The sequence below is a fragment of the Candidatus Hydrogenedentota bacterium genome (genome assembly GCA_019695095.1).
Classification (GTDB): Bacteria; Hydrogenedentota; Hydrogenedentia; order Hydrogenedentales; family SLHB01; genus JAIBAQ01.
Window position 1 is genome coordinate 77,914 of sequence record JAIBAQ010000001.1, and the last position, 26,262, is coordinate 104,175.

The 26,262-nt window shown below is 56.8% G+C and carries 20 protein-coding genes; 6 read left to right on the forward strand and 14 right to left on the reverse strand.

The genetic code is table 11. The features are described 5' to 3' along the window. Positions 1-21 precede the first annotated feature (21 nt). Together K1Y02_00310 and K1Y02_00315 are read right to left on the reverse strand one after the other, a co-directional pair. Positions 22-432 (reverse strand): hypothetical protein, encoded by a 411-nt coding sequence (locus K1Y02_00310; protein MBX7254769.1) that lies wholly within the window; start codon positions 430-432, stop codon positions 22-24. Positions 433-469: 37 nt separating this feature from the next. After that, entirely contained in the window at positions 470-1,246 is a 777-nt protein-coding gene (locus tag K1Y02_00315; protein ID MBX7254770.1) for a thrombospondin type 3 repeat-containing protein, read from the reverse strand. Positions 1,247-2,406: 1,160 nt separating this feature from the next. Here K1Y02_00315 and K1Y02_00320 point away from each other — a divergent pair. After that, entirely contained in the window at positions 2,407-6,528 is a 4,122-nt protein-coding gene (locus K1Y02_00320; protein ID MBX7254771.1) for a hypothetical protein, read from the forward strand. A gap of 136 nt (positions 6,529-6,664) precedes the next feature. Here the strand turns inward: K1Y02_00320 and K1Y02_00325 are convergent, their stop codons facing one another. The 3 genes from K1Y02_00325 to K1Y02_00335 are packed head-to-tail and all read right to left on the reverse strand — an operon-like array spanning position 6,665 to position 9,129. Next, the gene (locus K1Y02_00325; GenBank protein MBX7254772.1) at positions 6,665-7,960 is read right to left on the reverse strand and encodes an alpha-L-fucosidase; all 1,296 of its coding nucleotides are present in this window, start codon (positions 7,958-7,960) and stop codon (positions 6,665-6,667) included. Positions 7,961-7,996: 36 nt separating this feature from the next. After that, positions 7,997-8,587: a hypothetical protein gene (locus K1Y02_00330; GenBank protein MBX7254773.1), complete on the reverse strand. Its 591-nt coding sequence runs from the start codon at positions 8,585-8,587 to the stop codon at positions 7,997-7,999. After that, complete coding sequence (locus K1Y02_00335; protein ID MBX7254774.1) at positions 8,584-9,129, reverse strand: sigma-70 family RNA polymerase sigma factor; 546 nt, start codon at positions 9,127-9,129, stop codon at positions 8,584-8,586. The genes K1Y02_00330 and K1Y02_00335 overlap by 4 nt, the downstream gene beginning before the upstream one ends. A gap of 277 nt (positions 9,130-9,406) precedes the next feature. Between K1Y02_00335 and K1Y02_00340 the strand changes: the two genes are divergently transcribed. After that, on the forward strand, positions 9,407-10,342 hold the full coding sequence (locus K1Y02_00340; protein ID MBX7254775.1) for a hypothetical protein: 936 nt from the start codon (positions 9,407-9,409) through the stop codon (positions 10,340-10,342). A 10-nt stretch (positions 10,343-10,352) separates the two neighbouring features. Here K1Y02_00340 and K1Y02_00345 read toward each other — a convergent pair whose 3' ends face one another. From K1Y02_00345 to K1Y02_00365, 5 genes are all read right to left on the reverse strand, one after another. Further along, the gene (locus K1Y02_00345; protein MBX7254776.1) at positions 10,353-11,465 is read right to left on the reverse strand and encodes a hypothetical protein; all 1,113 of its coding nucleotides are present in this window, start codon (positions 11,463-11,465) and stop codon (positions 10,353-10,355) included. A 309-nt stretch (positions 11,466-11,774) separates the two neighbouring features. Then, on the reverse strand, positions 11,775-12,422 hold the full coding sequence (locus K1Y02_00350; protein ID MBX7254777.1) for a hypothetical protein: 648 nt from the start codon (positions 12,420-12,422) through the stop codon (positions 11,775-11,777). A 63-nt stretch (positions 12,423-12,485) separates the two neighbouring features. Then, positions 12,486-13,319, reverse strand: coding sequence for a tetratricopeptide repeat protein (locus tag K1Y02_00355; GenBank protein ID MBX7254778.1), 834 nt, complete (start codon positions 13,317-13,319; stop codon positions 12,486-12,488). 22 nt (positions 13,320-13,341) lie between these two features. After that, positions 13,342-14,427 carry a 3-dehydroquinate synthase gene (aroB, locus tag K1Y02_00360; protein ID MBX7254779.1) on the reverse strand — a complete coding sequence of 362 codons (1,086 nt, stop codon included), beginning with the start codon at positions 14,425-14,427 and terminating at the stop codon, positions 13,342-13,344. A gap of 14 nt (positions 14,428-14,441) precedes the next feature. Further along, positions 14,442-15,476, reverse strand: a complete 1,035-nt coding sequence (locus K1Y02_00365) for a Gfo/Idh/MocA family oxidoreductase (GenBank protein MBX7254780.1) — start codon at positions 15,474-15,476, stop codon at positions 14,442-14,444. Positions 15,477-15,974: 498 nt separating this feature from the next. Between K1Y02_00365 and K1Y02_00370 the strand changes: the two genes are divergently transcribed. After that, entirely contained in the window at positions 15,975-16,352 is a 378-nt protein-coding gene (locus K1Y02_00370) for a hypothetical protein (protein ID MBX7254781.1), read from the forward strand. A gap of 2 nt (positions 16,353-16,354) precedes the next feature. Then, the gene (locus K1Y02_00375) at positions 16,355-17,140 is read left to right on the forward strand and encodes an enoyl-CoA hydratase/isomerase family protein (GenBank protein ID MBX7254782.1); all 786 of its coding nucleotides are present in this window, start codon (positions 16,355-16,357) and stop codon (positions 17,138-17,140) included. Positions 17,141-17,167: 27 nt separating this feature from the next. Here K1Y02_00375 and K1Y02_00380 read toward each other — a convergent pair whose 3' ends face one another. Continuing rightward, on the reverse strand, positions 17,168-17,821 hold the full coding sequence (locus tag K1Y02_00380; protein MBX7254783.1) for a hypothetical protein: 654 nt from the start codon (positions 17,819-17,821) through the stop codon (positions 17,168-17,170). 537 nt (positions 17,822-18,358) lie between these two features. Between K1Y02_00380 and K1Y02_00385 the strand changes: the two genes are divergently transcribed. Then, positions 18,359-19,363, forward strand: a complete 1,005-nt coding sequence (locus K1Y02_00385; GenBank protein ID MBX7254784.1) for a hypothetical protein — start codon at positions 18,359-18,361, stop codon at positions 19,361-19,363. A 62-nt stretch (positions 19,364-19,425) separates the two neighbouring features. Here K1Y02_00385 and K1Y02_00390 read toward each other — a convergent pair whose 3' ends face one another. The 3 genes from K1Y02_00390 to K1Y02_00400 form a co-directional block, all read right to left on the reverse strand. Next, the gene (locus K1Y02_00390) at positions 19,426-21,192 is read right to left on the reverse strand and encodes a hypothetical protein (GenBank protein MBX7254785.1); all 1,767 of its coding nucleotides are present in this window, start codon (positions 21,190-21,192) and stop codon (positions 19,426-19,428) included. A gap of 55 nt (positions 21,193-21,247) precedes the next feature. Then, entirely contained in the window at positions 21,248-22,105 is an 858-nt protein-coding gene (locus K1Y02_00395) for a sugar phosphate isomerase/epimerase (protein ID MBX7254786.1), read from the reverse strand. Positions 22,106-22,194: 89 nt separating this feature from the next. Then, complete coding sequence (locus tag K1Y02_00400) at positions 22,195-23,532, reverse strand: aminotransferase class I/II-fold pyridoxal phosphate-dependent enzyme (protein MBX7254787.1); 1,338 nt, start codon at positions 23,530-23,532, stop codon at positions 22,195-22,197. 442 nt (positions 23,533-23,974) lie between these two features. Here K1Y02_00400 and K1Y02_00405 point away from each other — a divergent pair, with 442 nt between their 5' ends. After that, positions 23,975-26,260, forward strand: coding sequence for a PAS domain S-box protein (locus K1Y02_00405; protein MBX7254788.1), 2,286 nt, complete (start codon positions 23,975-23,977; stop codon positions 26,258-26,260). Positions 26,261-26,262 lie beyond the last annotated feature (2 nt).

Below are 26,262 nucleotides of genomic sequence, written 5' to 3' on the forward strand. Positions count from 1 at the left end.
CGTTCGCCAAGAAGGCAGTCCTTAGTCGTGCGAACTTCCAAAGACCCACTTCACCCTGATTCCCTCGCCGGAGACCTTTCCTGGGATATAGCGAATCGTGCAGTCGCCGCCATACCAATCAACGACTCTAAGGCGGCCCCGATCATCGGGCAAGCTGGCCAAAGTAGTGCCATCTGGCAACAAGAATCGAGCCGAGTCTCCGGGAGTGGCTTCCACTTTAACGGCCAGAATCTCCGGCTTCGAACTTGCGGGATGAAGGATTAGCTCATGCTCGGCCCGCGGATCAGGGATTGTCTCCTCTCCGTCCCAGCCCTTCAGCCAAAGCGTAACAGGGCCGTATCTCTGCAGGAGCCGATCCGAACCGCCGAAAGCCATGAAAAGGCTCGTGCCTATTATGACGGAAAGACCCAAAAAGAGAAGAAGCCTCATCACCTTTGCATCCCGCCACGCCATCGGTCTCGCAAGTCGTTCACGCTCTTCTCATTTGGAGCTTGGCTACAGTCACGAAGCCAATCACCGCTATCAAGATTAACACCACAGGTACTCCACTTAAAGGCACCTGCGGTACCTCCAGGGCATCATAGGGATCGGTTCCCATTTCCACTTCGATACCATCTGCAATTCCGTCGTTGTCAGAATCGGTATCCAAGTAATTAGGCAATCCGTCGGAGTCGCCGTCGGCTACACCCTCATCGACGTCAGACATCCAGTCGCCATCAGAATCCGCATCCAGGTAGTTTGGAGTCCCATCGTGATCCGAGTCAGCAGTGGTCTCGACACCGTTTGCGATCCCGTCTTCGTCGCTGTCGCCGCTCGGTCCATTCAAGTCGTAGCGCGAGACCATGGAATACACGCGATCGGGGGAACCAGTCGCGACGTATGTGCCCAGCCAGGTTCCGTTCTTGCCCGCGACCAAATACGTATCACTATAGTAGGGTATCCACGACGACAAGGCGCTCCTGGTCGTCCAAGTAGCCCCGGCATCAGTCGAAATCATCGTTCCAGACTCCGAGCTAGCCCCGGACCAAAGAGTCAGCCAACGTCCTCGCCTGTCCGTGGCAATACTTGGGTATGTGTCCGTGCTCGCATAGCCATCACTTACGGTCATTTCTTCCATTGGAAACCAAGTGGCGCCATGATTGGCTGAGCGAAGGGAGAAAAGATCGTCATCGGAATCATCGCTAAAACCATGCGTTCCTTTTGAAGACCACACGAGTACGACATTTCCAGCTTCATCCGATGCCATCGAAGGGTACCCGTCGGAATCGTCGCCGATTGCGGTGTGCGAAAGCGCCTGAGGAAGCGACCATGAACTGGCACTGCTGACTTTTCTGGAAAATAGGATGTCCCAATCCGTTCCAATCGTCCCGCCGAGGCTGTTGTTGGAACTCCAAGCAAGGATCCAGTTCCCCGAACCCGAATAGACAACCGCGCTCGACAGCACGGGCCATTCTGTTGTTGTTACCGCCAATGACTGAATGATGGACCTAGTAGCCCACGATACACCGTTATTCGTGGACACCGAGGCGTGCATAGCATATTTTGCCGTAAGCTCCCCAACACGCTCTCCGAAATACCAACTGACGACCCATGTGCCCTGGCCGTCCGTTGTAATTTTGGCTTGTAACGCAAAGAAAGTGTCAGTAGCCACCTGACTGTTCACCCGAACGCGATCGGACCAACTCAAACCATCGTCAACAGTGCGTGTCGCAAAGATGTCCCCATTGTTCCACATCACGACCCACGCCCCGTTTCCGTACGCTATGGTCGGATAACGATCCCAATCTGACGTTCCATCCACTGCCATATCGTCCAGTAGAAGCGCAGGCGCGGACCAAGTGACTCCGTCGTCGCCAGACCTGGCATAGTAGATATCGCTGTCCCAGCCGTTCCCAAGGCTGCTATCGGCGACACTCCAGGCCATGATCCAGACACCATTCCCATTCGTGGCCGAACTCACTCCATCTGCCGTGGAGGCGCTGAGATGTAGCACGGGATCCTCAAATGTACTTTGCGCATTTCCGAACGGAGCTAGCGTCGCGACGACCCAGGCGAGCAAGGCAAATCGAAATTTCCGGTGACATCCACGCGCTATGAAAGTGGACGCAATCCGACATACAGGCAGCGGCAATACTCGACGCATTCTTGTTCCCCCTTCTACAAATGAGAACCTGCCAATCCTTGCCCCCCTGACGAAGGATTATTCTCAGTGTGCGATGCAACCATTGCATTATAGAACTATTTTCTGTGATTCACAAGGTTCTTACTATCGCCGAAATCTAAGCCTTACTGGAGAATTCAGCCACGTTTCACTTAGGAATCCTGTGTGTCCGACCTTGAATTCAACTATTACCCTTTCGCTCTGGTAGACTACTTCTCAGAATCTTCCGGGGGAGAAAGAGCACCATGACCCGTCGTACCTTTCTTGTGCGTTTCGTTCTCGTCTTATTGGTCCCCTTCGCATGTGTATTTGCCGCAGCTGGGCCACAGGAAGGCGCGTGGGGGCATGCGCTAGACATACGAGACGGCGCCATTGAGATAGCCGCAGACCCCGCGTTCTCTCGTCTCCCCCTAACTATAGAATGCCGCGTGAAGCTGCTGGCCAGCGATCAATACAATATCCTCGTCGCCAACGAAACGAAGGCATCGGCCACGCATTGGGAAATCTTCACGACGCCCGGAGATGGCATCTTGCACGCCTACCTGCCGGGCCGTTCCCCTGATCACGTGCACACAACTGCGCGCGTCGCAGACGGGAACTGGCACAGTGTTGGTCTTGTGCTTGAGGAAACCCAAGCCCGCTTGTACGTGGATGGAACCGAAGTTGGCCGTCTCGACGCTGCTGCCCCGGCCCAGCCGGGTGTTCCAGGGCCGCTGGTCTTCGGCGGACTGGCCGAAGGCGGTATGTCGTGCGCAGGACTTATTGATGACATCCGAATCTCTAACGTGTCTCGTGACATTGCGGGCTTGCCCTCCACTGAGCTGGCAACCGACGATTCCACGATCGGACTTTGGCATTTCGCCGCCGACGCTGTCACAAAGGACTCCTCACAGGGTGCGCATGACGGGAAACTGAAGCCAACGCAGGCCGCATACAAGAAGGGACTGGAAGTCCCCGGCGGCATGTCCACGGCCTTCCAAGCCTTGCCACCGGCCGAAGACACGGCTCCAGTGCGTGCCGCGTTGGACGGCGTCGTGAAACGCTTGAATCTAAAATCCATCGCCGCCGACCAAGTCTCCGACGCCGCGCTCCGCGAATGGAGTTGGGATTACCAGTGGAACGGTCAGAAGGAATACCCGGAGAGCCGTCCTGGCGGCCCCGACCCCGAAAAGTTGAAACGCGAAGTCTACGACGAGTCCGCACTCACGTTGGATTCCGACGGCGGCCCCCTCGGAACCGTGCTGCGCCGCACGGAGACTCTCGCTGCGGCATTGATTCGCGACGGCAAATCGGAAGCTGTTGAAGCGCTACTCGCCGATCTGAATGTTCTAAAGCAGCAGGCCTCCGGGGCGACGCGTGATTCGGATGACTACAAAGCCCTCTACTTCGCCGTATGCGCCATTCGCCGGCAACTCGTGCTGGGCAACTCGCTTCTGGATTTCGACTCCATCCTCTTCGTCGCGCGCGGCACATTCGAAGGATCGGTGCGCTCCAACCCATCCACAGCCGACGTACAGGGCGGCCATTTCGTCACGCAGTATTTTGGGTTCAATGCGCTGCCCGGCGGCGGCCTCTACATGGTCCGCAACTTCAAAGCCAAACCCGAAATCGTCAACATACTCGCGGACTCCGTCGTGCAGAACGGCCGTCTCGCGGGCCGCAAACTCGATTACGGCGCGTTTGCCACGCCCGATCTCTCGTACGACGGCAAGACCGTCGTGTTCGCGTGGACCGAGAACAGCGAGCACAAGTGGATCTACTCGAAGAAGACTTGCTTCCATCTCTTCAAGGTCAATATCGACGGTTCCAACCTCGTGCAACTCACCGACGGCGACGTGAACGACTTCGACGCGTGCTGGCTGCCCGATGGGCGCATTGCGTTTGTCTCCGAACGTCGCGGTGGATTTATCCGTTGCTTTGCGGATCCGCTCAACGTACGCAGTTACACGCTCTTCTCCATGCGCGACGACGGCAGCGACATCCGCCCGCTGAGCTACTTCGAGACCAGCGAGTGGAATCCTTCCGTCAACAACTCCGGACAGTTGGTCTTCACGCGCTGGGACTATGTGGACCGCGAGAACTGCCTCGGAACGCGTTTCTGGATCAGCAATCCCGATGGCACAAATCCACGCGCTCCCCACGGCAACTACCCCTTGCCCTACCACACGTTCCCGGACCACGAACCGTATCGTGTCGAAAACGGACGCGAATGGGACAGCCGCTTTGGCGCGCCGCTCGTCGAAATGGGGATTCGCTCAATACCCAATTCGCCGCTTTATGTCTTCACTGCCGCGCCGCATCACGGCGAGGTGTACGGGTCGTTGTGCATCCTCGATCTGCGCCACGAAGACGACCACCACATGAGCCAGGTCAGGCGCGTCACTCCCGACGAGCCTTTCCCCGAAACCGAGATGCCCAACCGCCGCCACTATAAATACGGCACGCCGTGGCCATTGAGCGAAGACTTTTTCCTCTGCAACGTATGGGAGAATCTTGCGCTCGTCGACCGCTACGGCAACAAAGAAGTGCTTTGCGATTTGCGTTCCATGCCTTGCGCGCAAGACGAGCGCCTCCGCCTCTGCGAACCGATTCCTGTTCGACCGCGCCCCGTCCCCGCAGTCATCCCGTCCAAGGTGCGGCAACAGCCCGGCGACGCCGCGCCCAACGCCACCGTCGCTGTCATGAATGTGTACGACTCCGATCTACCACTTCCCGAAGGCGCCAAAATAAAGTGGCTTCGCATCGTGCAGAACATCCCAAAATCCAATTCGAATATTGGCGAGCCCATGATCGGATATGAGCGCGAAAACACGCCGCGCATCCCCTTGGGCATCGTCCCGGTGGAAGACGACGGCAGTGCCTACTTCGAAGCGCCCGTCGCCAAGCAGCTCATCTTTCAAATACTCGACGAGAACTTTATGGCCGTACAGTCTATGCGGTCGTCGGCATTCGTCCATCCCGGCGAGCAGCTTTCCTGCCTGGGATGCCACGAGAACACGCAGCAGGCCGCTCGCCGCGACACGCAGCCACTCGCCATGCGCCGCGCACCTTCGAAACTGGAGCCGGAGTGCGGCCCCGTCGAACCCGTCAGCTACTACCGGCAGATCAAGCCCATCTTCGAGCAAAAGTGCCTGCCGTGTCACAAGGAGAAAGCCAAGGGTCCCCAAGACATGAGCTATGAGGCTCTGAAAGAGGACTATACGTTCTGGTTTTCCGGCGCGATGTTCACGGACATGACTACCGCATACAGCGGCGTTCACGGAGGTTCGCGCACCATTCCCGGACGCTTCGGCGCGCGCGCCTCGAAGATCGGGCAAGCGTTGTTGTCCGATGCGCATCGCGATGCCGTCTCTCCCGAAGAGCGTCATCAAATCATTCAATGGCTCGACTGCAATTCGCTGCGCCTCGGCTCCTACATTCGCGAATCGGCGCAACTCAACGGCGAACTCGTGTGGCCGACGCTCGATGTCGATCCCGCTAATCCCACGGGGATCGACGGTTCCGAGCCCGCCATGCGCGGCAACTTCTGGCACGACAACCTGACAGGCCCCTTCCCCATCCTTTTCTCCGAACACGTTCACGACCGGATCGCGATCAGAGACAAGTCCGGCAAGATCGTCTGGGAGTACGGCCTGCCGCATCCGCAAGACGTGTGGATGCTCCCGAATGGCAATATCCTCACTACCTACTACCAGGGTGTGCGCGAAATCACGCGCGACAAACAAATCGTCTGGGAGTACACAACCGAGAAGCCCAATGAGATACCCAACTGCCAACCCCTGCCCGACGGCAACGTCATGATCGGCATCGTTGGCGAATGCAGACTCATCGAAGTTAACCGTGCGGGTGAAATCGTCCGTGAGGTGAAACTGTCTACGACCGAGAAGACGCCGCACGCCCAATTCCGCATGTGCCGTAAGACGCCCGAAGGCACCTATCTCGTACCCTTCACCGCCGAAGGCGCAGTGCGCGAATACGACGCCGCAGGAAATGTCATCCGCGAGTTCCCGCGCCGCCCCACGCCGGTGTGCGCGCTCCGCCTCGAAAACGGCAACACCCTCATCAGCGCCGACGGGGCCGTCACCGAATACGATCGCAACGACAACATCGTTTGGTCGCTGACGCAGAAGGATATCCCGGACGTGGAAATCGGCGTGTTCGCAGGCATTCACCGCTTGAAGAACGGCCACACGCTCGTCTGCAACTGGAACACGAAAGACACGGAAAATCGTTCGGGCGCGCACCTCTTCGAAGTCACCGAAGATAAACACCTTGTCTGGCAAGTCACTGGAACCGACATCGGCCAAGTGGCGCAATGCCAAATCCTTGAAGATGACTTAGCTCGGCCTACTCAAGACATCGAGTAATCGAGCGTCCTCGGCCACGTGATTAGAGTCGCGTGTCCCCCTATCCGTGCTGGCTCAACAGGCCTCATGGGACCCATGGGACCCATAGGTCCTATGTCCCATGTCCCATGTCCCTCTCACCACCCACCTACTCACGCTACTGCTCTGTCTTGTACACCGCCAGCTTCCGTATCTGCGGTTCAGCCGCGGCGTTGGTCACGCGCAGCCTTACCTTCGTCACCGTGCTGCTTTCGATGCGGTCAATCTTCTTGTGCCCAATCGCCGTGCCATTGCACAGTTCTTTCCACGCGCCATCAATGAAACCTTCGATCACGTATTCGCGCACGCGCTCGCCCTGCGTAATGTCTTCCATCGTGATGATATGGTCTATCTTCGTGGGCTTGTCCAGCGCCAATTCCACGACGCTCCCTTGGCCGCCCGTCTCCGCGAGGCTCTTCCCGAACCGGCGATTGATCTCTGCCCCAAACTCGGCCAGCCGCTTCACATCCGCTTCCGGGAAACGCCCCGTCGTATCGGGCGTCATGTTCAGCAGCAATACCGCGCCGTGCCCCACCGACAGGTAATACATTTCCAGCAGATCGTCGACGCTCTTCAGCGTGTCCCCATTTTTCGAGCTGTAGAACCAGTCCCTGCGGATACGCGCATCGCACTCATTCGGCAGCCACGCATTCCCGTTGGGGTCGCCGTCTTTGGCCGTCGCGCCCCGCGCGCGCGCCGCCTCGCTCACCGCGTTCCACGCGGGATACGGCGCAAACCCATCTTCGTTACCGACCCAGCGGATGGTCGCGTATTTGCTCTGAAAGTACATCGCCTTCGGCGCGTACTGCTTGAGAAGATCGCCCACCTCGATGCCCGTACTTCCGTCAAACCAAATCTCTGCCAACTCGCCGTACTTCGTCATGATTTCGGTAAGCTGCTGACGGTAAATCGCGTCGTACTTTTTCTGTTCTTCGGGCGTCTTGCACACGCCGCCGGTGTCTGCGCCAAGAGTATCGTCGCGCGGACTCAGATACACGCCCAGTTTCATGCCGCGTTTCGCGCACGATTCCGAGAGGTCTTTCAGCACGTCGCCCTTGCCATCTCGCCAAGGCGTGTTCTTGATCCCATACGAAGTGGTGTCGGTCTGCCACATGCAGAACCCGCCGACGTGTTTCGCAACAAACACGATGTACTTCGCCCCGAACGACTCCGCCGCGGCTACCCACTCGTCCGTGTTCAATTGCGCCGGATTGATCTCGCTGAGCGGCGTTGTCCGCTTGTCATACTCTTCGTCCTGCCACGTATTTGGCGCGAAGTGAATGAACATCCCCAACTCATAATCCTGCCACGCCGCCTGTTCTTTCGTCGGCAAGGCCAATGGTTTTGCGGGCTGTTGCGCAATCGCCGCGAATCCGCCAAACGCTATTACCGCCACAATCGCCGTTCGAAGCATCCCGTCCCCCTCTTTCTGTGCGTTGAAGTCACACAGTCAATTCTCCGGGATCTTCGACCCCTTCGGCAACAAGCGTTCCGACAACTCCGCAATCTGCATCTCCACTTTGAGCAGGGACTCACGCAGACGCAGTTCCGCTTGCTGGATATTGTATTGGAGCATGCCCACGACGCCGAATGTCACGAAGAACACAAGCCCCACCAGGATCATCTGCGTGCCCTTGGCGGTATCCGGCATCTGCTGACCCTGCACGAGGAAGATCGTCATCATCGCAATGAGAAACATCCACACGATACCCGTGATCTTGCCGGTGTCTTTCTTCATATTGAAGCGGCCCCGCCTGAGTACCTGAGTCGTTACCACCGCAAATGCAAGTCCGAAGACTGAGCCAAGGGCAAATCCAAGTGTACTCAAGTGGGGCAGGCGGCCCCACGACAAGACAGCAGCAACGGCAAAACCCACAAAGAAGCAAATGCACATGCCCGTGGCGAATCCGTAAAGCACCTTTTCCAATGGTTTGAGGCTTCGTTCCGTCATGGTTTCCAACTCCTTTCTGTAGCGGAGTTCCCACTCTGACGACGTTGTTTCCTGCGCCAGCAATTGCTCCGCGAACGATTGTCTGTTCATGACGTCGTCTCCGAATCCAGCCGCTCCCGCAACGCGCGCTTTGCGTAGTACAGCCGGGATTTCACCGTGCCAACGGGGATATTTAGGATCTCCGCAACCTCGGCATGAGAAAACTCTTCCAGAAAGAACAGCGTGAGTATCTCGCGATGACCCGATGGAAGTTGCTCGAGCCCCGCATGAATCCGTGCCGCCTCGTCCCTATCAAAAGTCACATCCTCGCCCGAAAGCGGCTCGTCCAGCACTCCCTCAAGCGCCTCGCAACGGGAGGTCCGCCGCAGATGGCTCACCGAGCAGTTGTGCGCAATCCGATAAACCCAACTGCGAAATGCCGTTACGTCGCGTAACCCGGCCCCCTGCCGCCACACTGCGGTCCAAACCTCCTGAAGCACATCCCACGCATCCTCCTCGGCAACGACGATGCGCCGGATGTAGTAAAACAAACGCCGTTCCCACAGGCGGACCAGCCTCTCGAACGCATGCCCCTCCCCCTGCCGCCAGCGCAAGAGGCAAAGTTCGCTCTCTATTTCCAGCTTCGTTCGCACGTCGATTCTTCTGCCTTTCGCCGTAGAGACGCGCAACTGCCTGTCAAGGTTCAATATCTCCAGTGGAGCGACTCATATCGATAGCATCTTGTTTTTGGGGGCGGAAAACTGGGACAGACACGTCTCCGCTTCGCTGCGCTTGTGTCAGTCCCTGTTTTCCGCCGCTATTGACTCTTTCCTTAGGTCGACCAATATGTTGCCTTAGTTGCGATTCACTACACTGGCTCGTCCCGTCCGAGAATTGAGCCCCACCGTGTCTCTCTGCCACAATACGGCCATGAAATACTTACGAGCAATCGAAATACTCCTCGGCGCGGTGTTCATTTTCAGCGCTGTCACCAAAGCCCTCGACCTGCACGCCTTTGCCGTTCAAGTCAGTTATTACGGGGTCGTGCGCGAACCCACTCTGGTTCCCCTCGTGGCAAACACGATGGTGTGCGTCGAAATGGCGTTCGGCACCGCGCTGCTCATGGGCCTGCGATTACGTGGCTTAGTCCTACTGGCGACCGGCGGCCTCCTAGTTGGCTTTACCGCACTCATCGCCTACGCGTGGGCCTTCAAAGGTCTCAAGGATTGCGGTTGCTTTGGCGCTTACATAAAAATGGGACCCGGAGTCTCGATCGGAAAGAACGTCGTCCTGTTGGCTATGGTTGTCGCAGGCCTAATTCCGTTGCTTAAGAAACGCGAAACCTCCGAAGGCCCGACACGCCTCGGACCTACGCGCGTCGGCTATGCCTTGGGGGTTCTTGGTGTCGTTGTCGTCGCCGTGTCTGCCGCATTCGGCAAGCCCGCCCCGGAGTCGCCTCCCACCAAGCCCACCTCCGCGGACAAACCCTTTGCTGCATACGTAATCGAAGACGAGGGAATGACCTACGACCTCGGCAAAGACGAATACCTGGTTGCGATGCTGAGCGCTACCTGCGAACACTGCCAAGCTGCAGTTGCCGTGCTGAATGAGCTTGCGGAACAGCCGGATGCTCTGCCAATCGTGTCTTTGATGCTCGGAACGGAAGAAGAAATGGAAGAGTTTCGCACACTGACAGATCCCCATTTCCCGTTGAAGGCCATTGAGGCCCTTCAATTCATGAGTCTCATCGGCACGGAACCGCCGCGCTTCTATGTCATTCGCGACGGCGCGTCCCTCGCTCAGACGGACATACTGGACCCGACCCTCGAAGATCTGCAGAAGTTCCTGGCAACGTCTTCAAAGTAGACGCCAGCACTTATACGCGAATAAAGATCTTCCTATCATAGAGGAACTTCGTCAGCCAAAGGCTCAGCGCCACCGACACAACCGTAATCAACATCGGCCCGAAGCGTCCGGCCGCATCGGCAATGGGGCCGCCCACCAATCGTTCCGCGATGCTCTCGAATGAAACCAGGTTCACGGCCATGTAGACGGCCAAGGCGTTGCTTCCAAGCCACAGAAACGGCGTAAAGAGCGTCGTCCGCACCTTCCAGATATCCAGTAGCTGCTGAAAGAACGCAAGCAAGAGCAGGCTGCACCCTCCCGCGACAAACACATAGGAAGGCGACCACACTCGCTTGATGATGGGGAACTGAAAGGACCACAAATAACCCAGCACAATCATCACCACGCCGGCGCCTAAGAGATACCAGACCTTCTTCTGTTCCGGAACCGTCTTGTTCTTCAGGAACAGTCCAACGAGCAGGCCAATAATGCACGAGCCAACTGCGGGAATCGTGCTCAGGAAACCTTCCGGATCGGAATCGTGGTACGGATTGAAGGTCATGTTGATGTAGTCATTCCAATTCTCCCTGCGCAGGAACGATACCGTATCGCGGCCAGGAATCGGCACAAACGACATCAACGCCCAATACGAGCCAACTAGAATTACAAAGGTAATCAAGAGCCCGCGTGGACTCTTCACGTGGCAGTAGATAAGGCTTCCAAACAGGTAACACAAAGCGAGGCGCTGCATCACGCCGCACAAGACATCCTCTTCGTGAATCTTCGCGAACCCCTCGTCGTAAATGAAGGCCAGAAAGAACATTAGCAGGAAACGCCGGAAGATGCGCTTATAGGCGCCTGTTAGTCCCTCATTGGCGATAATCTTGTCCAGGGACAAGGTAATCGAGATACCAATAACGAATAAGAACGTAGGAAAGATCACATCGTAAAAGACAAATCCTTCCCATTTGGGATGGGTCAATTGCCGTGACAAGAAGCCCGCGATTCCCGTGGGACTGATCGCCTTGAACGCTTCGCTGTAAGAGTCGTTTCCAATAATCCAGAACATGACAAACCCACGCAACACGTCTACAGCCAGCTTGCGCCCCGGCGCAGGCGCCTCAGTAGTTCCTGCAGCAGCCATTGTAATCCCTCTCCTAAATTGTGAATCCCCGACCAATAAACCGCGCCACTCCGGTCACGTCATTCATGGGACCGCAACGGCAACGTCAGTGCATTCTGCATAAACGAATTTCGGACAGCCTACCCCGGATTTCTCACGAACACACTTGAACCTCTCTCGTAAGCATTGTGTTTACGAGACTTGCGGCGAAAAACAAAGCGGTTCTCCGAAAACAGAGTGTGTTCGCGAGAAATCCTCATGGCATAACCTCAACGTTTTGCACGTGAGCAATTTGCGTCGGCGCTCAATCGCGCCGGTGCAAATTGCGGGCTACTCCTGCTGGTCATCCTCCTCTTCAATCGCGGCGTCCATTCGAACAGAGACATCCACACTCTGCGACCCCAGCGGAAATGCGAATTCCATCTGCTGGTGCCGGACGAGCTTGTATCGCTTCAGCAAGCGCAACGTCTGCAGCGTTGCCGACGCACCGTAATTGCCGCTTTCGTCCACTTTGTCTATGAGGTCGCGAAGGACCAGCGGGAATTCGAAGACATGGCCCACGCCGGTCTGCTGCAATAAGTGAAGCGACCGCGCGCGCAATTCCGAGGAAGCGGGCAATTCGGAAAGAACCAGAATGGTGCGAAACGGCTGCCCGCCGAAAAGGTCTCGCGCCAGAGCCAGCGATTCATCCGAAACGAAGCTCGAAAGCACCGGATTGGCTTCGATTACCGACGGATAGAACCGGTCTCCATGCCATGCGCGCACTTCGACCACCGCCCGCTCAATTGGTGGCAGGTCTGCGGGATGCAGCAAGAATGGCAATTCACGCGGATGACCGGGATTGGTGTTTTGAACAAAGAGCTGGCCGGCATTCTCTCCCGGACGCAAGCGCCGCGAGGTCTGCTGCCAATTCGTCATGACCTGAAACAGATTGAGCTCGAAGAATTCGCGCACCAATTGGACGTTTACGTCGCCCATAGCAGACCCGCGTCCTTCTCGTTATCGCCGGCCCTCGTCATCACTCTAAGCGCGGCTACCCTTCTATTGGCTGTTCCGCAACGACTGGCCAAGCCTATGGTCCGGATTGCGCGCCACAATGCGTTCGCCAATCTCTCTCGCGCGGTCCGCCCTGCCCAATCGCTCGTAACACATGCCCTGCTTGGCAAGGACATCCAACTGCGTGAAACTCTCCCCGAAGGCCGTAAAGTACCGGTCCGACTCAGTCTCGCCAATACGATCGTCGGCAGCCCGATAGTGCTCCAGTGCTTTCGGAAAGTCGTCCCGCGCAAAATACACCTCACCGCGAAGATAGTGCCCCTCCGGCTGGTCGGGGTTCAATTCAACGGATTTTTGCAGCAACTTGTCCGCCGATTCCAACGACGAGTTCGACAACAGGAGATTGCCCGCGAATTTCGCCGCGCGTCCCAATAGAAACAGAGCGGCGAAATTGGAGCCTCCGCTGGCAACCGCGGCTTGTGCCTCGCGCACCGCCATATCCCAGTTGCAGTCAGCGAAATATGTTTGCGCCAGACCCATTGTTGCGCGCACGTTCGACGGGTCCATGCCCAACAACTGCTCAAATTCTTTGCGGGCCTCCTGCGGCTGCCCCGCTGCCAGAAACGCATATCCCAGATCCAGGCGAGGCGCCGCTTGCGCAGGCTTCTTCTTGACTACCTGAGCAATGAGGTCGATCGCTCGCTGCGGGTCTCCCATCCTCAGGCAGACCTTTCCCAGTTGGTGATAAGCCGCCGCGTACGAGTTGTCCAGGCGAATTGCCTTCTCGAAGCACTTCGCCGCCCGGCCCAACTCCCCCTTCATGCCCGCCGTCAAGCCTTCGTCGTAATAACTCTCCGCATTCTCGCCACCGAACGGCATACGTCGTCCTCAGGTTATCTAGCTACCCACGCAACGCTTCAAGCGCACGCCGCGCTTGGTCCGGCGTGATGTCCGTGCGATGCACGACATGCCCGACCGAGTCCGCAACCACAAACTTCAGCGTGCCGGAGCGTGCCTTCTTATCGTGTTTCATCGCTTCCAAGGTCTGCTCAATCGGTATTTCGGACCAGACTACCGGGAGCCCGTACGATGCGATGCATGCGCGCTGCCGCTCCACGAACCCCGCATCAACCAGTCCGAGTTCACGCGACAGCATGCCTGCCGCGTGCATGCCGAGCGCAACCGCTTCGCCATGCAGAAACGTCGAATACCCCGACGAGGCCTCAATTCCGTGCCCGAATGTGTGGCCGTAGTTCAGGTTCGCTCGCACACCGTGCTCGCGCTCGTCCGCAACGACAATTTCCGACTTAATCTCGCACGAACGCACAATCGGATACTCGAGTGCTGCGAGGTCCTTCTGAAGCAACGCCTTCGCATTGTTCTCCATGTACTCGAACAAGTTCGCATCGGCAATCATACCGTGCTTAATCACTTCAGCAAGGCCCGCGCGCAACTCGCGATCCGGAAGCGAACGCAGAAAGTTCAAATCGACGATCACCGCGGAAGGCTGGTGAAACGCGCCGATGATGTTCTTTGCCAGGGGGTGATTCACTCCCGTTTTGCCGCCGACGCTGGAATCGACCTGCGCCACGACCGTGGTCGGGATCTGCACGAAACGAACGCCGCGCATGAACGATGCCGCCGCATAGCCTGCGACGTCTCCCACCACGCCGCCGCCCAAGGCAACCACCACGCTGGATCGGTCCAGCCCGCCGTGCAGAAACTCACCGCACAGGAATTCTATCTGGGAAAGCCGCTTATGCTCTTCACCGGCGGCCATCGCGCACACGCGCACGTGCACACCCGCGCGGTCTGCTGCGTCCGCCACCAAATCGGCATACAGCGGCGCCACGTTCGTGTCCGTAACAACGGCCACCGTCCCCTTTGCGCCCAGTGAGGTAAGTGTCTCCGCCAGACATTCAATCGCGCCTTCGCCAATCGTGATCGGATAGGCGCGCTTGCCCAGCGCAACTGTCATTTGCTTCATGCGCACTGTCCCTTTCAGGGCTTCACTGCAACGGATCGGCCCGTAAGCGCGGACTTCTCTGCCGCCAGAATGACTTCCAACGATTTGCGCCCCTCTTCGCCCGAACAATACGGTTTCTCGAGTCCCAGCGCCGCGCGCACGAACCCGCCGCTCACGTCAACGCCCCACGAACCCGGATAGTGGTTCAGCGGAGCCGGTATCTCAAACACGATTTCGCACGCAGGGTTCACAAGACGAGCCACAAGCGGCTTTTCTTCCTGCAACGCGACCTGGAGCGTCCCGTTGGCGCAATGGAATATGGTGTATGACGCGTCCATTCCCTTTACCGTCCACGAAGCACACAACGTGCCCACCGTTCCGTCCTCAAACGTGAAGCACGACACCAAGTTGTCATCGACAGTCGAGTTTTTCTTCTCAATGTTCGCCATGTACGCCGATACCTTCGAAATCTCTTTGCCGGTCAGGAAGCGGATGAGGTCCGCCTTATGGACTCCGAGATCGGCCATTGCGCCGAATCGCGCTTCCTTCTTGCGGAAGAACCACTTGCCCGTCGGGCTCCAGTTCTCGGGTCCTTCATGACCGAACTGCCCCGTAACGTGGAGAATCTTCCCGAGGATTCCGCTATCGAGCACTTCCTTTGCCTTTCGATGGACCGGAAACCTCCGTTGGCTCTGGTTCACCATCAGCAGCTTCTTCATTTTCTTGGCGGTCTCTACCATCGCCTTCGCTTCGGCGGAGTTACATGCCATGGGCTTCTCCACCAGCACATGGCAACCGGCCTTTAATGCATCGATGGTCACGGAAGCGTGCAGGTAATTCGGAAGCGCAACAGTCACGCCATCTGGCTTCTCCTTCTTCAGCATCTCCCTGTAATTCGAATAGACGCGCGCATGGGGCGCGAACTGCTGCGCCAATTCCCGCGCTTTCGATACCAGTGGATCGCAAAACGCGATAATCTCCGCTTCCGGACACACCGCATAATCCGGCACATGCAATCGCTCGGAAATCGCCCCGCAACCAATCACCGCCGCTCGAAACTTCTCCGCCATGACGCAAACCCTTTCGATAACCAATGCCTTACACAATCCCAGGCAAACTCACAAGCCCCGCACGCAGGAAAGCTGAATTCTATCCCCCATCCAGTGAGCAAGCAAGTGTGCGCGCGCCGCGTGTACTGGTTAGCGTGCAGGCGGGGCGGCTCATCCGCGAAACGATGGTCTTGGAAAAGATATGCGTCCATGGCGGTCCCCCAAGAGACGAATGCTCGTTCAACTTCAATCGGTTGTGAACCCTACTTCCCCTAATGTGTGGTGCTTCATGACTTCATCCTCAAATGTACGCCCCTACACGCACAACCGCTTCGTCCCCGCCACTCCCAAGAGTCCAAGTTTCCTCGGCCGACGCGATGCGATACAATCAAGTGGCTGTAGTGTTGGCTTCCGATCGGTTCTTTCGTTTCCTGGGGCTCTGGTTCAAAGCAGACCAGGGTGTTGCTCCCTGTATGGGGATTCAGCAAACAAATCTTGCGAATTGGAGAGGAACCCGCGATGCCCAGTATCACCATCCGCCTTGGCGAAATTGCACACGCGCGCTCCGGCGATAAGGGCGCGGCGGCCACCCTGGGTATCTTCGCCTACACGCAAGACGGCTACGATTTTCTGCGCAGTTACCTGACGGCGGATCGCGTCGAGGCCTTCTTCAAACCCATGGGTTGCGAGAAAGTGAAACGGTACGAGGTCCCCAACCTGAACACGTTGAACTTCGTCTTGCCAGAAGTTCTGGCGGGAGGGGGCAGCCGTTCGCTGCGGGTAGACGCGCAGGGCAAAGCCGTGGGTCAGGTGGCGTTAGAAATGCCGATTGAGATTGAAGAAGGAATGCATGAAGCGTGTCTTAAGGCGCCGGCAGGCGCCCGAGGCTCACGGTAAACATGAGTAACTCGCCGGTTCTTACCGAACATCCGAAAACCGGGATTGTGGTGTTGACGCTGAATCGTCCCGAGCGCCGAAATGCGCTCAGCATCCCGGTGATGGAAGCGTTTTGCGACGCGCTGGATACGGCCAATGCGGACGAGTCGCAACGAATCATTATCATAACGGGCGCGGGTCCTGTCTTTTGCGCAGGGCTTGATCTAAAGGAATCGCAGCAACGCGACTTGGCGCATACGTCGGCAGAACTCGTAGCGCGTACGCTTAAGACCATCTCCGAATCGCGCGCGGTTACCATCGCTGCCGTGCATGGCGCGGCTATCGCCGGGGGTGCGGGGATTATGTCCGCGTGCGATCTCGTGATCGCATCGGAAGACACCAAGATCGGCTACCCCGAGGTCAGGCGAGGTCTCGTTGCGGGACTCGTCATGACGTTTATGCGGAGGCAGATGCGGGAGCGTGACGCCAGGGAACTACTCGTGCTTGGCGAACTGGTTACCGCACATCGCGCTCTTGAAATGGGCCTGGTTAACCGGGTAGTTCCTGCCGGAACGCATGTCGAACAAGCTTCTATTTTGGCAAAGGCCGTGCTGAAAGGTGCGCCCGGAGCTATTGCGCATTCGAAGGCCATGCTCCGCGAAATGTGGCCCCGACCCGTGGATGCCGACCTCGCTTACGCGCTCGAACATCACAAGCTGGCGCGCGCTTCGCAAGAGGCTGTAGAGGGAATTGCGGCGTTTAATCAGAAGCGGCTTCCGAATTGGGACCCTGAGTCTGAGAGAGCGTAGAAAGAGACTACCGTATCGCCCCAGCAATCACGATGGCATGCGCACGTAAATGTGCTTGGCTCTCTCGATTTCGGCGCCTTCGCCGTCCGCACCGGATTCTTTCTGAAACTCCCGGTATTGCTCTTTCGAATAGGCGCCGACATCACTGGCGTCCGTGGGCAACGCAGCGCCTTGCCACACATCGAGCAACACATACTGCCCATCGCAACGCCATGCCGACACTTCAACGGCAAAAACACGGCCCCCGCTCGAGAAGAAGATGTTTCCGGTTAGCGCGGTGGCCGCTGCGCGCATCCGTTGCGGATCTAACACGCGCGCGCGCACACCGCCAAACGCCACAGGACGAACGTCCGACCACGACACACCCTGGGACTCAAGTTCCTTACGCAGGAGGGCAAGCCCGTCGATGCGCTTTTGGGCCGCTTCGGGCGTCGCGGCTGTCTCTACCTGCTCTCCCGGCTTGAACACACGCCGTTCCTCTTCATACAGCAGTTGGCCCGCGCTACTACCCTCCGGGCACACGGCCAGGGCATCTTCAAGACGGTTCTCGGAGAGACTCTTGAGAAGCGTCATGGAGAATGCCGTTATCGCCCTGTCTTCCACGCCAAAAATGGAGGAACGGAACGTGTAGGCGCCCGCCAGAAGCGAGGCGGCAAATACGGTAACAACGATCACAGCCAAGAAGCTCGAATTCGAGTGCGTGGTTCTTGCCCGCGGGGCAACCCGAAATCGGTTAGACCCCGAAATCTGGTCTAACGCCTCGCCTTCGAACTCTAGCCTTCTATATTGTGCGGCCCGCATGAGGATTCGATGGATTCCTTTTCCAACATCTGCCGGTAGGTCCGGCACATAGAATTATGCCCAAGCATATGACGAAGCAGTTGCAGCACATATGCCGAATAACATCGTTTATCTGTCTCTAAACTAGCGAATCGAAGTCTGTTGGTCAAGTCTAAAAACCTACTTTTCACACAACCTATTGAGTCTCAACACATGTAACCCACCGGATTTAGTGAGTTTAAGTCATTTACGAACGGACTTCCTGGGAAAATGGAACGCGTGACCCGGCTGCTGCATAATGCATCTGGGTTTCTACACACAACAAAGGACCTCGTGAGTATCGTGCTCAAATCCTTGTTACGACCCTTGCGAAGGGCAGTGCTCTACTCTCTCTACCCGCATTGGCGACACCTCCCCAGGGAAGAAGAAGGGTATTCCGTGCTATTGCCCATGCCGATGGACATGCCGTTCCTCTTGCGCTTTGCTCTCGAGGGTTTGGCATCCATGGACACTGCCCATTGCCGTCAAATCCTGGTCATTCCCGACGGCAACGGCGAAGATGGAGGTGCTGCATTACGCGACGTCGTATCGGAGTTCACAGACCCGCGCATTCAGTTCGTCGAGATTGGCCCCAAGGATCGCCTGGTTAGCCGCAAGTTGGGTGTCAGCGGCTCGCATTGGATGACCATCGTGAAAGGTGCATCCTGCGCGACGGCCCAGTACATATTCCTGCACGACTCCGACAGCTTCTTCCTCGACGCGGAGTTCCTTGAGCAACAGTATAGGCAATGTGTTGAAGGCGGACTATATACGTTGGGCGTGGAATCTCGATGGGACCCGTCCTTCACCGAGATTGGCTACAGCTTGCCGGGCACGTGGGAGTTGATGTTCTCAAACCGGTGGATCCGGTCGCGTCTTCCCGGCAACGCGAAAGCTATGCTCCACCAAACGCCTCACGGCCCAATCATGTTCGACACGCTACTCTACGCGCAGTATCTCGATTTCAAGTCGGGGAAGATACGTGTCGCGGAAGGGGCCAACCGCATCGTCCACTTCAGTGCGACCATCATCACGTATCGCGAGTTTCGCCGCAGGACAGGCAAGTGCGTCGCGGACATGCTCTTTCGGATTCTCTTCCTCGCATTGCTGGAGACGGTTGTGCCGGCACAGAAGGGACGCCTGCTGCCTGCTGTCGAGGAACTCGCGAAAGGCTTAACGGACGCGTCACGTCCAGTTCACTATCGCGTGGAAGGCATCGATCAGGACTACGCGGAATTCCGCGGAATGATAGATCAACTATGTGGCGCGCCTATTATCAAGGGAGCAAGGGCCGACCGATTGCGTGAATTGCTCGTTCCTTTTGACACTCATTTTGCAGCGGCCCTTGAGAATGCAAAGAGCGGGGAACGCGTCGCCAAATTGCGCGAGCACGGGCTCGGTTAAACAAGAACGCGTCCCTGCACCTTGAAGATACAGGGACGCAGCAACACACACATCCAATGCGGTCAGGCTGCTGTCTTATCAGCTTGCGGCAAGAACATCGCCCCAACTCCGATGGCTATGAGCGCGGCCCCCAGGCCGATATTCCACTTGATTGCCGGTGACCCCCAAAGCCACGGAATCAAGGCCAGCATCATCACTCCAATCAAGATCGTACAAATTCCCACAATTCGAAACGGCGACATCATAGTCCCGCTCTGAACGGTATCGCCCGGAAGTTCGCCTATCGGAGTGGACAAACGCTTCTGGAATTCGTCGCAGCGGCTTTGCTCATCAGCGGTCATCGGCTTGGCAAGACTCACCACGATCATGGTCAAGTACGTCACAATGGTGGTGCTGATGAACATGAAGATCTCCATCTTCCACGTGGTGCCAAAGAAAATGACATCTTCGGTAGCAGGCTTCCACTGCAGGAACCCGAGTAGCGCCACATCGGCCTTATGTCGTGAGAGAAAGAACAAGCCCAAACCTAGCGAAAGCCCAGCGATGAACCCGACCATGGCGCTCAAGCTGGTCACTCGACGTGATACCAGTCCGAGCAACATCGGGACCGCAACGGGAGCCGTTGCCACCCCAAACAAGGTGACCATGATGCGGAAGAGGTCTTCGGCCTTGCCGCGCGACATGAGGAAGGCCGCGCCCAAGGCAATCACTCCCACGAGCAGTGTCATCAAACGGCCTACCTGCACCAATTCCCACTCGGATGCTTTTGGACGGAACAGACGCTTGTATACGTCGTTTGTCAACACACTGGCGCACACGTTGTAGTCGCCGCTGAGTGTCGACATCGTAGCGGCAAACATCGCGGCGATTGCCAATCCCAGCATTCCCGCGGGCAAGAGCATCGAGCAGACGGCCGGGTAAACGTCGCCGGCATCCTTAAGGTCCGGGATGAAGCCATGCGCTGCAATTGCCGGAAAGAACATCAGCGGAGGCCCTATTACGTATAGTGCGACAACCAATAGGCCGACCTTACGCGCATCTCTCTCTTTCGGCACACAATAGTATTTCTGAATAAGGGACCAGTTGATGCTGCTCCACGCCAGGCTGTACAAGATGACCAGCGGCAGCACGTACGACCATCCAAAATCGCCTCCCGTCAGATCGAAGAATCCTTTGGGAGAGTTCTCGAAAATGGCCGTCAGTCCACCTGCCTTGTTAATGGACAGCGGCAATACGACCAGGATGCCCACGGACAGCACGACAAACTGAATAAAGTCGGTCACGGCAACGGCCCAAAGCCCCCCCATGAACGTATAGATCAACATGATGCCGCCAGCACCGAGAATCGACCATTTGATATCCATTCCCACACAAATGGAGATGAACTTCCCAGTTGCAAACAGTTTGATGGCGTCGTCGATAATCTTCACCGGCACGCCCTGCCACGCAAATACCTGCCGCAACGCCGCCCCATAGCGCGTCTCCAGATACTCGACAGGGCTGTGAATACGCGCGCGCCGCCACGACTTGGAAAACACCAATGCACTGAACAACGCTGCTGGCACTGCGACCCAAAGCAAGGTCACCCCAACCCAACCATGCCGGTAACAGACAGACGGGTAGAAGACGAACGCGGCAACGCTGAAGCTGGTCATATAGAAGGAGACGCCGCTCAACCACCAGGGAATTGCATTACCCCCGCAGAAGTAGTCTTTCATCTCCCGCATGTGGCGATAAAAGTAGACCCCGATCAGCAGCATCAGCACAAAATAACCGACCAACATGGCGTAGTCGGGAAACTCAAGCGTTCGGTAAACGGAATTCTCCATGGTACTCACTCCCCCTCGCGAGCAATTGCCGGCTTCGTGCCTGTGCCAAAGGAACTCATTTAGTCGCGCCAAGCGAACGCGCGTACTTGACGCACCCCGCAATTGCTTCTTTCGTCTGTTCTTCGGTCAACTCGACGCCCTTCGTGCCTTCGAACTCGATTGTGATCGGCCCCTTGTAACCCTTCGTTTGCAGGACCTTCCACACATCCGGAAACTTCACAATCCCTTGGCCAAGCACGGGGAACACCCACGATTCCAACCCGCCGTCGTGATCTTTGAACTCGACCGTTCCGACGTAGTCGATACTCTTCTTCAGCTCTGCCACGGCATCCGCACCCTTGTTGTAGTAGGTGATGTTTCCCGTGTCGAAGTTCACGCGGACGTTGGGATGGTTGATCGCTTTCATGGTCTCAACCTGCACGTCGCCGTTCGTTCCCAAATCCGGGTGCGTTTCGAGCGTAATGGTCACGCCGTAATTCTTGGCGATATCGCCCGCTTTGCGAAGCCGCTCTATGACCACTTCCTTTGGCGCATCATTACGTTTCGCGGAGATGAACATGTACTTCACGTCCATCTTCGCGCACGTCGCCAACTGCACACCGAGTTCATCTACACACGTTTCCTTCGAAAGATCGGTTTCACCGCGCATCACGAGCGCTGTGAGCTTGTGATCCGCGAGTTTCTTCGTGATTTCGTCGATCTGGTCCGGTTTGGGCACATTCAAGAAGATGTAGTGAATACCCAGTGTTGGCAGATGTTCCCACGCTGTATCTTGAAATTTGCCGTAGCTCGCCAAACGCACCGCGAGGGGATTCCCCGCGTCATCTGCCTGCACAGGCAAACCCGCACACGAAAGCAACGCAAGCGCGACAAGCGCCGCCACACCGGAAAAACGCAAAGCCGCTCTATTCATCGTTCCACTACTCCTGTTACATGAAGGCGCCGAGTGCCTCACGCGCCCGGCGCCGCTCAGTTCCCCTCAAACACCAAAAAGCAGGCACACTACGCAAGTTCCTTGCGGTGCGCCCACACTTTCTGAAACGCTTTCGTATACTGCTCGACCATCTCGGGCACGTCCATGGTCCAATACGGGAGCGCAATACACGTATTGTTCGCCTGGTCGGTTCCCGGCAATTCGGGAATAACCGGTTTGTGATGCCACCACTCGTCTTCCTGGTATACCGCGCACGTATGTTGCGGCAAATAGTGCAAGGCGTCGGCATTCACGCCCTCCGCCTTTAATGCCTTCACGGCGGCCTCGCGAGTCATGCCCGCTTCCTTCTCATCGATGAACAGCATGTTCCACGAGTAATGAAGACGCTGCATGTCTTTGCGTCCGCTCGACTGCTCATACAGACCTGGCAGTTGAATCAGCGCATCGTTCAACGCGCGAACCTGCTTGGCGCCCGCTGCGTTACGTGCTTCAAGATCGACAAGCTGGCAGCGCGCCAGCGCCGCGGCCATCGGGTGCATCCTGAATTTCAGTCCCAAACCGGAACCCTTGTACTTGAAGTACGGATTCTCCTTGGCGACGCCTCCGATTTGATAGTCCATGAACGCGGTCGCGCGCGCATGGTCTTCCGCATCCTGATACACGCCCATACCACCTTCAATAGCTGGTAGTGGCTTCGATGTCTGGAAGCTGAAAATGGCCATCTTGCCCCAGGATCCCGTGTACTTGTCCTTCAGCTTGGCGCCGTGCGCGTGCGCGCTGTCTTCAAGGACGATGAGTCCCTTCTCCTTTGCCCAATCACAGATGAGGTCCATGTCCGCGGGCAACCCGATCCAGTGTACGGGCAGGATGGCTTTCGTGTTCGGCGTGAGGCGTTTCTTCGCATCCTCCAAATCGAGATTCAGTGTGCGAGGATTGATGTCCACAAACACCGGTACGTATCCAAACAATCGCATCGGAAGAATGGTCGCGAAGAACGTATAGCTCGGCACCATAATCTCGCTGCCGGGAGGCAGGTTCAGGGCGAAGAACATCGATGCCAGCGCGCTCGTACCGTTGCAGTGCGCCTTGCAGAATGGATACCCGAAATGACTGCACCAGTCTTTCTCAAGCTCGTCCAAAGGGGAGTACCCGGGACTGCGCACCAACTCAAGCACTGCCTGCTCTTCCTTTTCGCCATAGCGCGGCCAGTGAGATGCCTCCGGGTTTGGGTTGGTGACGGCCTTCGGGCCGCCGTTGAGTGCGAGCTTCTCAACGGGCGCCTGACTCACCGCAGACTGCGCCAGCGTTAGGCCCGCAGCGACGGCCCCTGTTGTCTTTAGAAACTGACGGCGGGTAGGTTGACTGTTGGTCGAAAACGGCTTTGATTCCACGACGTGCTCCTCCATGGATTGGGGTACCCCCCAGACAGAGCCAATTGGCCGGTTCTATCAATCATACTATCCCCTGGCAACACAGGTATCAACCGTTCCGGAAGGAGAAATTCACCGGTTCCTGCGGCCAGATTCCACTACTGTGGGGATAGACACAGCACCGGCTGCTGCGTCCGTTCAGCGGCTCCTCTCTCGTGCACGCCGGATGAGTCATCTCCTCGTCTCGGACACCATTTCTTGACAGATCTATGCCCTAAACGGCATAGTTGGGAATATTTAAACAGCCAAGTTTCTGTGAGGCTTTTCCATGACTGCCAAACGCGATTACTCGCGCAAACCCGAAAATTCCGCCGCCAATACCCACCAATCACAGGACGCCAGTCCGACTGCACACCGGAGTCCTTCCCTGGAATCAAATCACTCCCTTCCTGTCGGCCAGGATCCCGGAGATCGGCGCTTGCACGATTTTAGCAGTCGCGTCTTTATGACCAGCGGCATCGTGGCATGGGCGGTTGTCGACCTTGATGGCCGTTTTCTGGAATGCAATAAAGCCTATGAAGACATTCTCGGATACACCCTAGAAGAGCTCAGGGAGCTGTCCAACCACTCCGTTACGCATCCGGAAGATCGGGCAGAAACAGACAAGTATATGTCCCTTCTCAAAGAGGGGGGGTGCGATCGGTATCGTACGGAGAAACGCTATCTCCGAAAGAACGGCGACTTGTGCTGGTGCGACGTGACGCTCTTTGCACTGCGGGATGAGGCTACTCACAGTTCGGTCGTAGTCGCGCTGATTTTGGACATCTCGGAGCGAAAAAGCGCGGAGGAAGCTCTGCGAAAGAGCGAGCAGAAATACCGTTCGTTTCTAGAGAACTTCCAAGGTATTGCGTTCAGCGTGATGTGGGATGGTTTCAAGCCGACGCTTTTCGACGGGCTGGTCAGTGAAATGACCGGCTATTCCGACGAAGACTTTCTTACCGGCAGAGTACGCTTGGAGAACGTCGTCCATCCCGACGACAAGAAGGCCTTCTTGAGAGAACTCATCGCACTCAAGAGAGGACGTATCTCTGCATCCTCGCTTGAGCTCCGCATTTGCCGGAAGGATCGCGAGATCCGCTGGGTCAAGTGCGTTGCCAAGTGCTTTTACGACGACAACAAAAGACCTTCCGTCATTCAAGGTGTGGTGCTCGATATCACCCAGAGGATACAGGCGGAGGCAGACAGAGCCAGGCTCGACGCAGCAATAAAGGCAGCGCCGGAAGTCATTGTCATAACGGACAAGTGCGGCGCCATTGAGTACGTGAACCCCGCGTTTACCCGGGTCACCGGATACTCATTTGATGAAGCCATTGGTCAGAATCCGCGCATACTCAAGAGTGGACGGCATGATGCCGAATTCTACCAAGACCTTTGGAACACCATCCTTGAAGGCAAAGTCTGGTCCGGTCTAATTACCAACAAGCGGAAAGACGGTGTGCTTTTCGAAGAAGAACTTACAATCGCACCCGTCAATGACGCTGGCGGACAGATACGGAATTTCGTAGCCGTGCAACGCGACGTCACCAAGCAGTTGCGTCTCGAGCAAAGCCTTCGGCAGGCTCAGAAGATGGAGGCAATCGGCACACTCGCGGGCGGGATCGCCCACGATTTCAACAACATCCTTGCCGCCATCCTGGGCTATACAGAGCTGATAGAAGACAGCCTGGACGATCGCAGGCGAGTTTTGCAGGACCTTGCTCAAGTTCGTCAGGCCGTCATTCGCGCGCGCGACCTCGTGCAGCAGATTTTGACGTTTAGTCGAAAACGAGAACAGGAACGCAAGCCGGTACGCGTGGACTTGCTGGTGCGCGAAACTTCAAAACTGCTGCGCTCTACCGTGAGCACGAGCGTCGAAATAAACACCTCTATCTGCAAGACCAATCGATGCGTACTTGGTGATCCGACGGAACTTCACCAGGTCCTCATGAACCTCTGCACCAATGCTTATCAAGCTATTGGCGAACGGCCTGGGGTGCTCAAGATCCAGCTAGCGGAATGCTCGGCTCAGGATATCCAAGTTGCGTCTGACTATACTTCGACGGACGGACACTATCTCAAGGTAGTCGTGTCCGATACGGGTTGCGGCATCGCCCCCGAAATCGCCGATCGAATTTTCGATCCGTTCTTCACAACGAAGAAGCAAGGCGAAGGAACCGGCCTGGGTCTCGCAACGGTTCACGGGATCGTGAAGTCGCACGGCGGTTTCATTCAGGTCAAGAGCGAGCCGGGGCGCGGCAGTGAGTTCACAGTCTTCTTGCCGTGCGTTGCAGAGACTACGTCCAACGAGGCAATCGATACGTCACCCATCCCGGGGGGCACTGAACGAGTCCTGATCCTAGACGACGAACCACAAGTGGCACGCGTCTGCGGAGACATGCTGCGCAGGCTTGGATATGACATTGTTGAAATGACGAACAGCCAAGAGACCATCCGCCATCTTACGAAGTATCCTCGTTTCTACGATCTCGTGATCACGGACCAGCAGATGCCGGGCATGACAGGTAAAGAAGTGTACCGGCAATTGCACTTGTTACGCCCCGATCTTCCGGTGATTATCATGACTGGATACAGCGAGGCGCTGACCCCTGAAATGGCGCGCCAACTGGGAATATCCGCGTTTCTCTACAAACCCATCGAGAAACGCCTTCTTGCACAAAGAGTTCGCGCCGCGCTTGATGACGCCAAATTGAATCGGGAATTCTGATT

Excerpts from the sequence above, each read along its gene's own strand:
- K1Y02_00315 (MBX7254770.1), bottom strand. The coding sequence starts at position 1,246 with ATGGCATCGGATGAAGCTGGAAATGTCGTACTCGTGTGGTCTTCAAAA.
- K1Y02_00320 (MBX7254771.1), top strand. The coding sequence starts at position 2,407 with ATGACCCGTCGTACCTTTCTTGTGCGTTTCGTTCTCGTCTTATTGGTC.
- K1Y02_00325 (MBX7254772.1), bottom strand. The coding sequence starts at position 7,960 with ATGCTTCGAACGGCGATTGTGGCGGTAATAGCGTTTGGCGGATTCGCG.
- K1Y02_00330 (MBX7254773.1), bottom strand. The coding sequence starts at position 8,587 with ATGAACAGACAATCGTTCGCGGAGCAATTGCTGGCGCAGGAAACAACG.
- K1Y02_00340 (MBX7254775.1), top strand. The coding sequence starts at position 9,407 with ATGAAATACTTACGAGCAATCGAAATACTCCTCGGCGCGGTGTTCATT.
- K1Y02_00345 (MBX7254776.1), bottom strand. The coding sequence starts at position 11,465 with ATGGCTGCTGCAGGAACTACTGAGGCGCCTGCGCCGGGGCGCAAGCTG.
- K1Y02_00350 (MBX7254777.1), bottom strand. The coding sequence starts at position 12,422 with ATGGGCGACGTAAACGTCCAATTGGTGCGCGAATTCTTCGAGCTCAAT.
- K1Y02_00355 (MBX7254778.1), bottom strand. The coding sequence starts at position 13,319 with ATGCCGTTCGGTGGCGAGAATGCGGAGAGTTATTACGACGAAGGCTTG.
- aroB (MBX7254779.1), bottom strand. The coding sequence starts at position 14,427 with ATGAAGCAAATGACAGTTGCGCTGGGCAAGCGCGCCTATCCGATCACG.
- K1Y02_00365 (MBX7254780.1), bottom strand. The coding sequence starts at position 15,476 with ATGGCGGAGAAGTTTCGAGCGGCGGTGATTGGTTGCGGGGCGATTTCC.
- K1Y02_00370 (MBX7254781.1), top strand. The coding sequence starts at position 15,975 with ATGCCCAGTATCACCATCCGCCTTGGCGAAATTGCACACGCGCGCTCC.
- K1Y02_00375 (MBX7254782.1), top strand. The coding sequence starts at position 16,355 with ATGAGTAACTCGCCGGTTCTTACCGAACATCCGAAAACCGGGATTGTG.
- K1Y02_00390 (MBX7254785.1), bottom strand. The coding sequence starts at position 21,192 with ATGGAGAATTCCGTTTACCGAACGCTTGAGTTTCCCGACTACGCCATG.
- K1Y02_00395 (MBX7254786.1), bottom strand. The coding sequence starts at position 22,105 with ATGAATAGAGCGGCTTTGCGTTTTTCCGGTGTGGCGGCGCTTGTCGCG.
- K1Y02_00400 (MBX7254787.1), bottom strand. The coding sequence starts at position 23,532 with ATGGAGGAGCACGTCGTGGAATCAAAGCCGTTTTCGACCAACAGTCAA.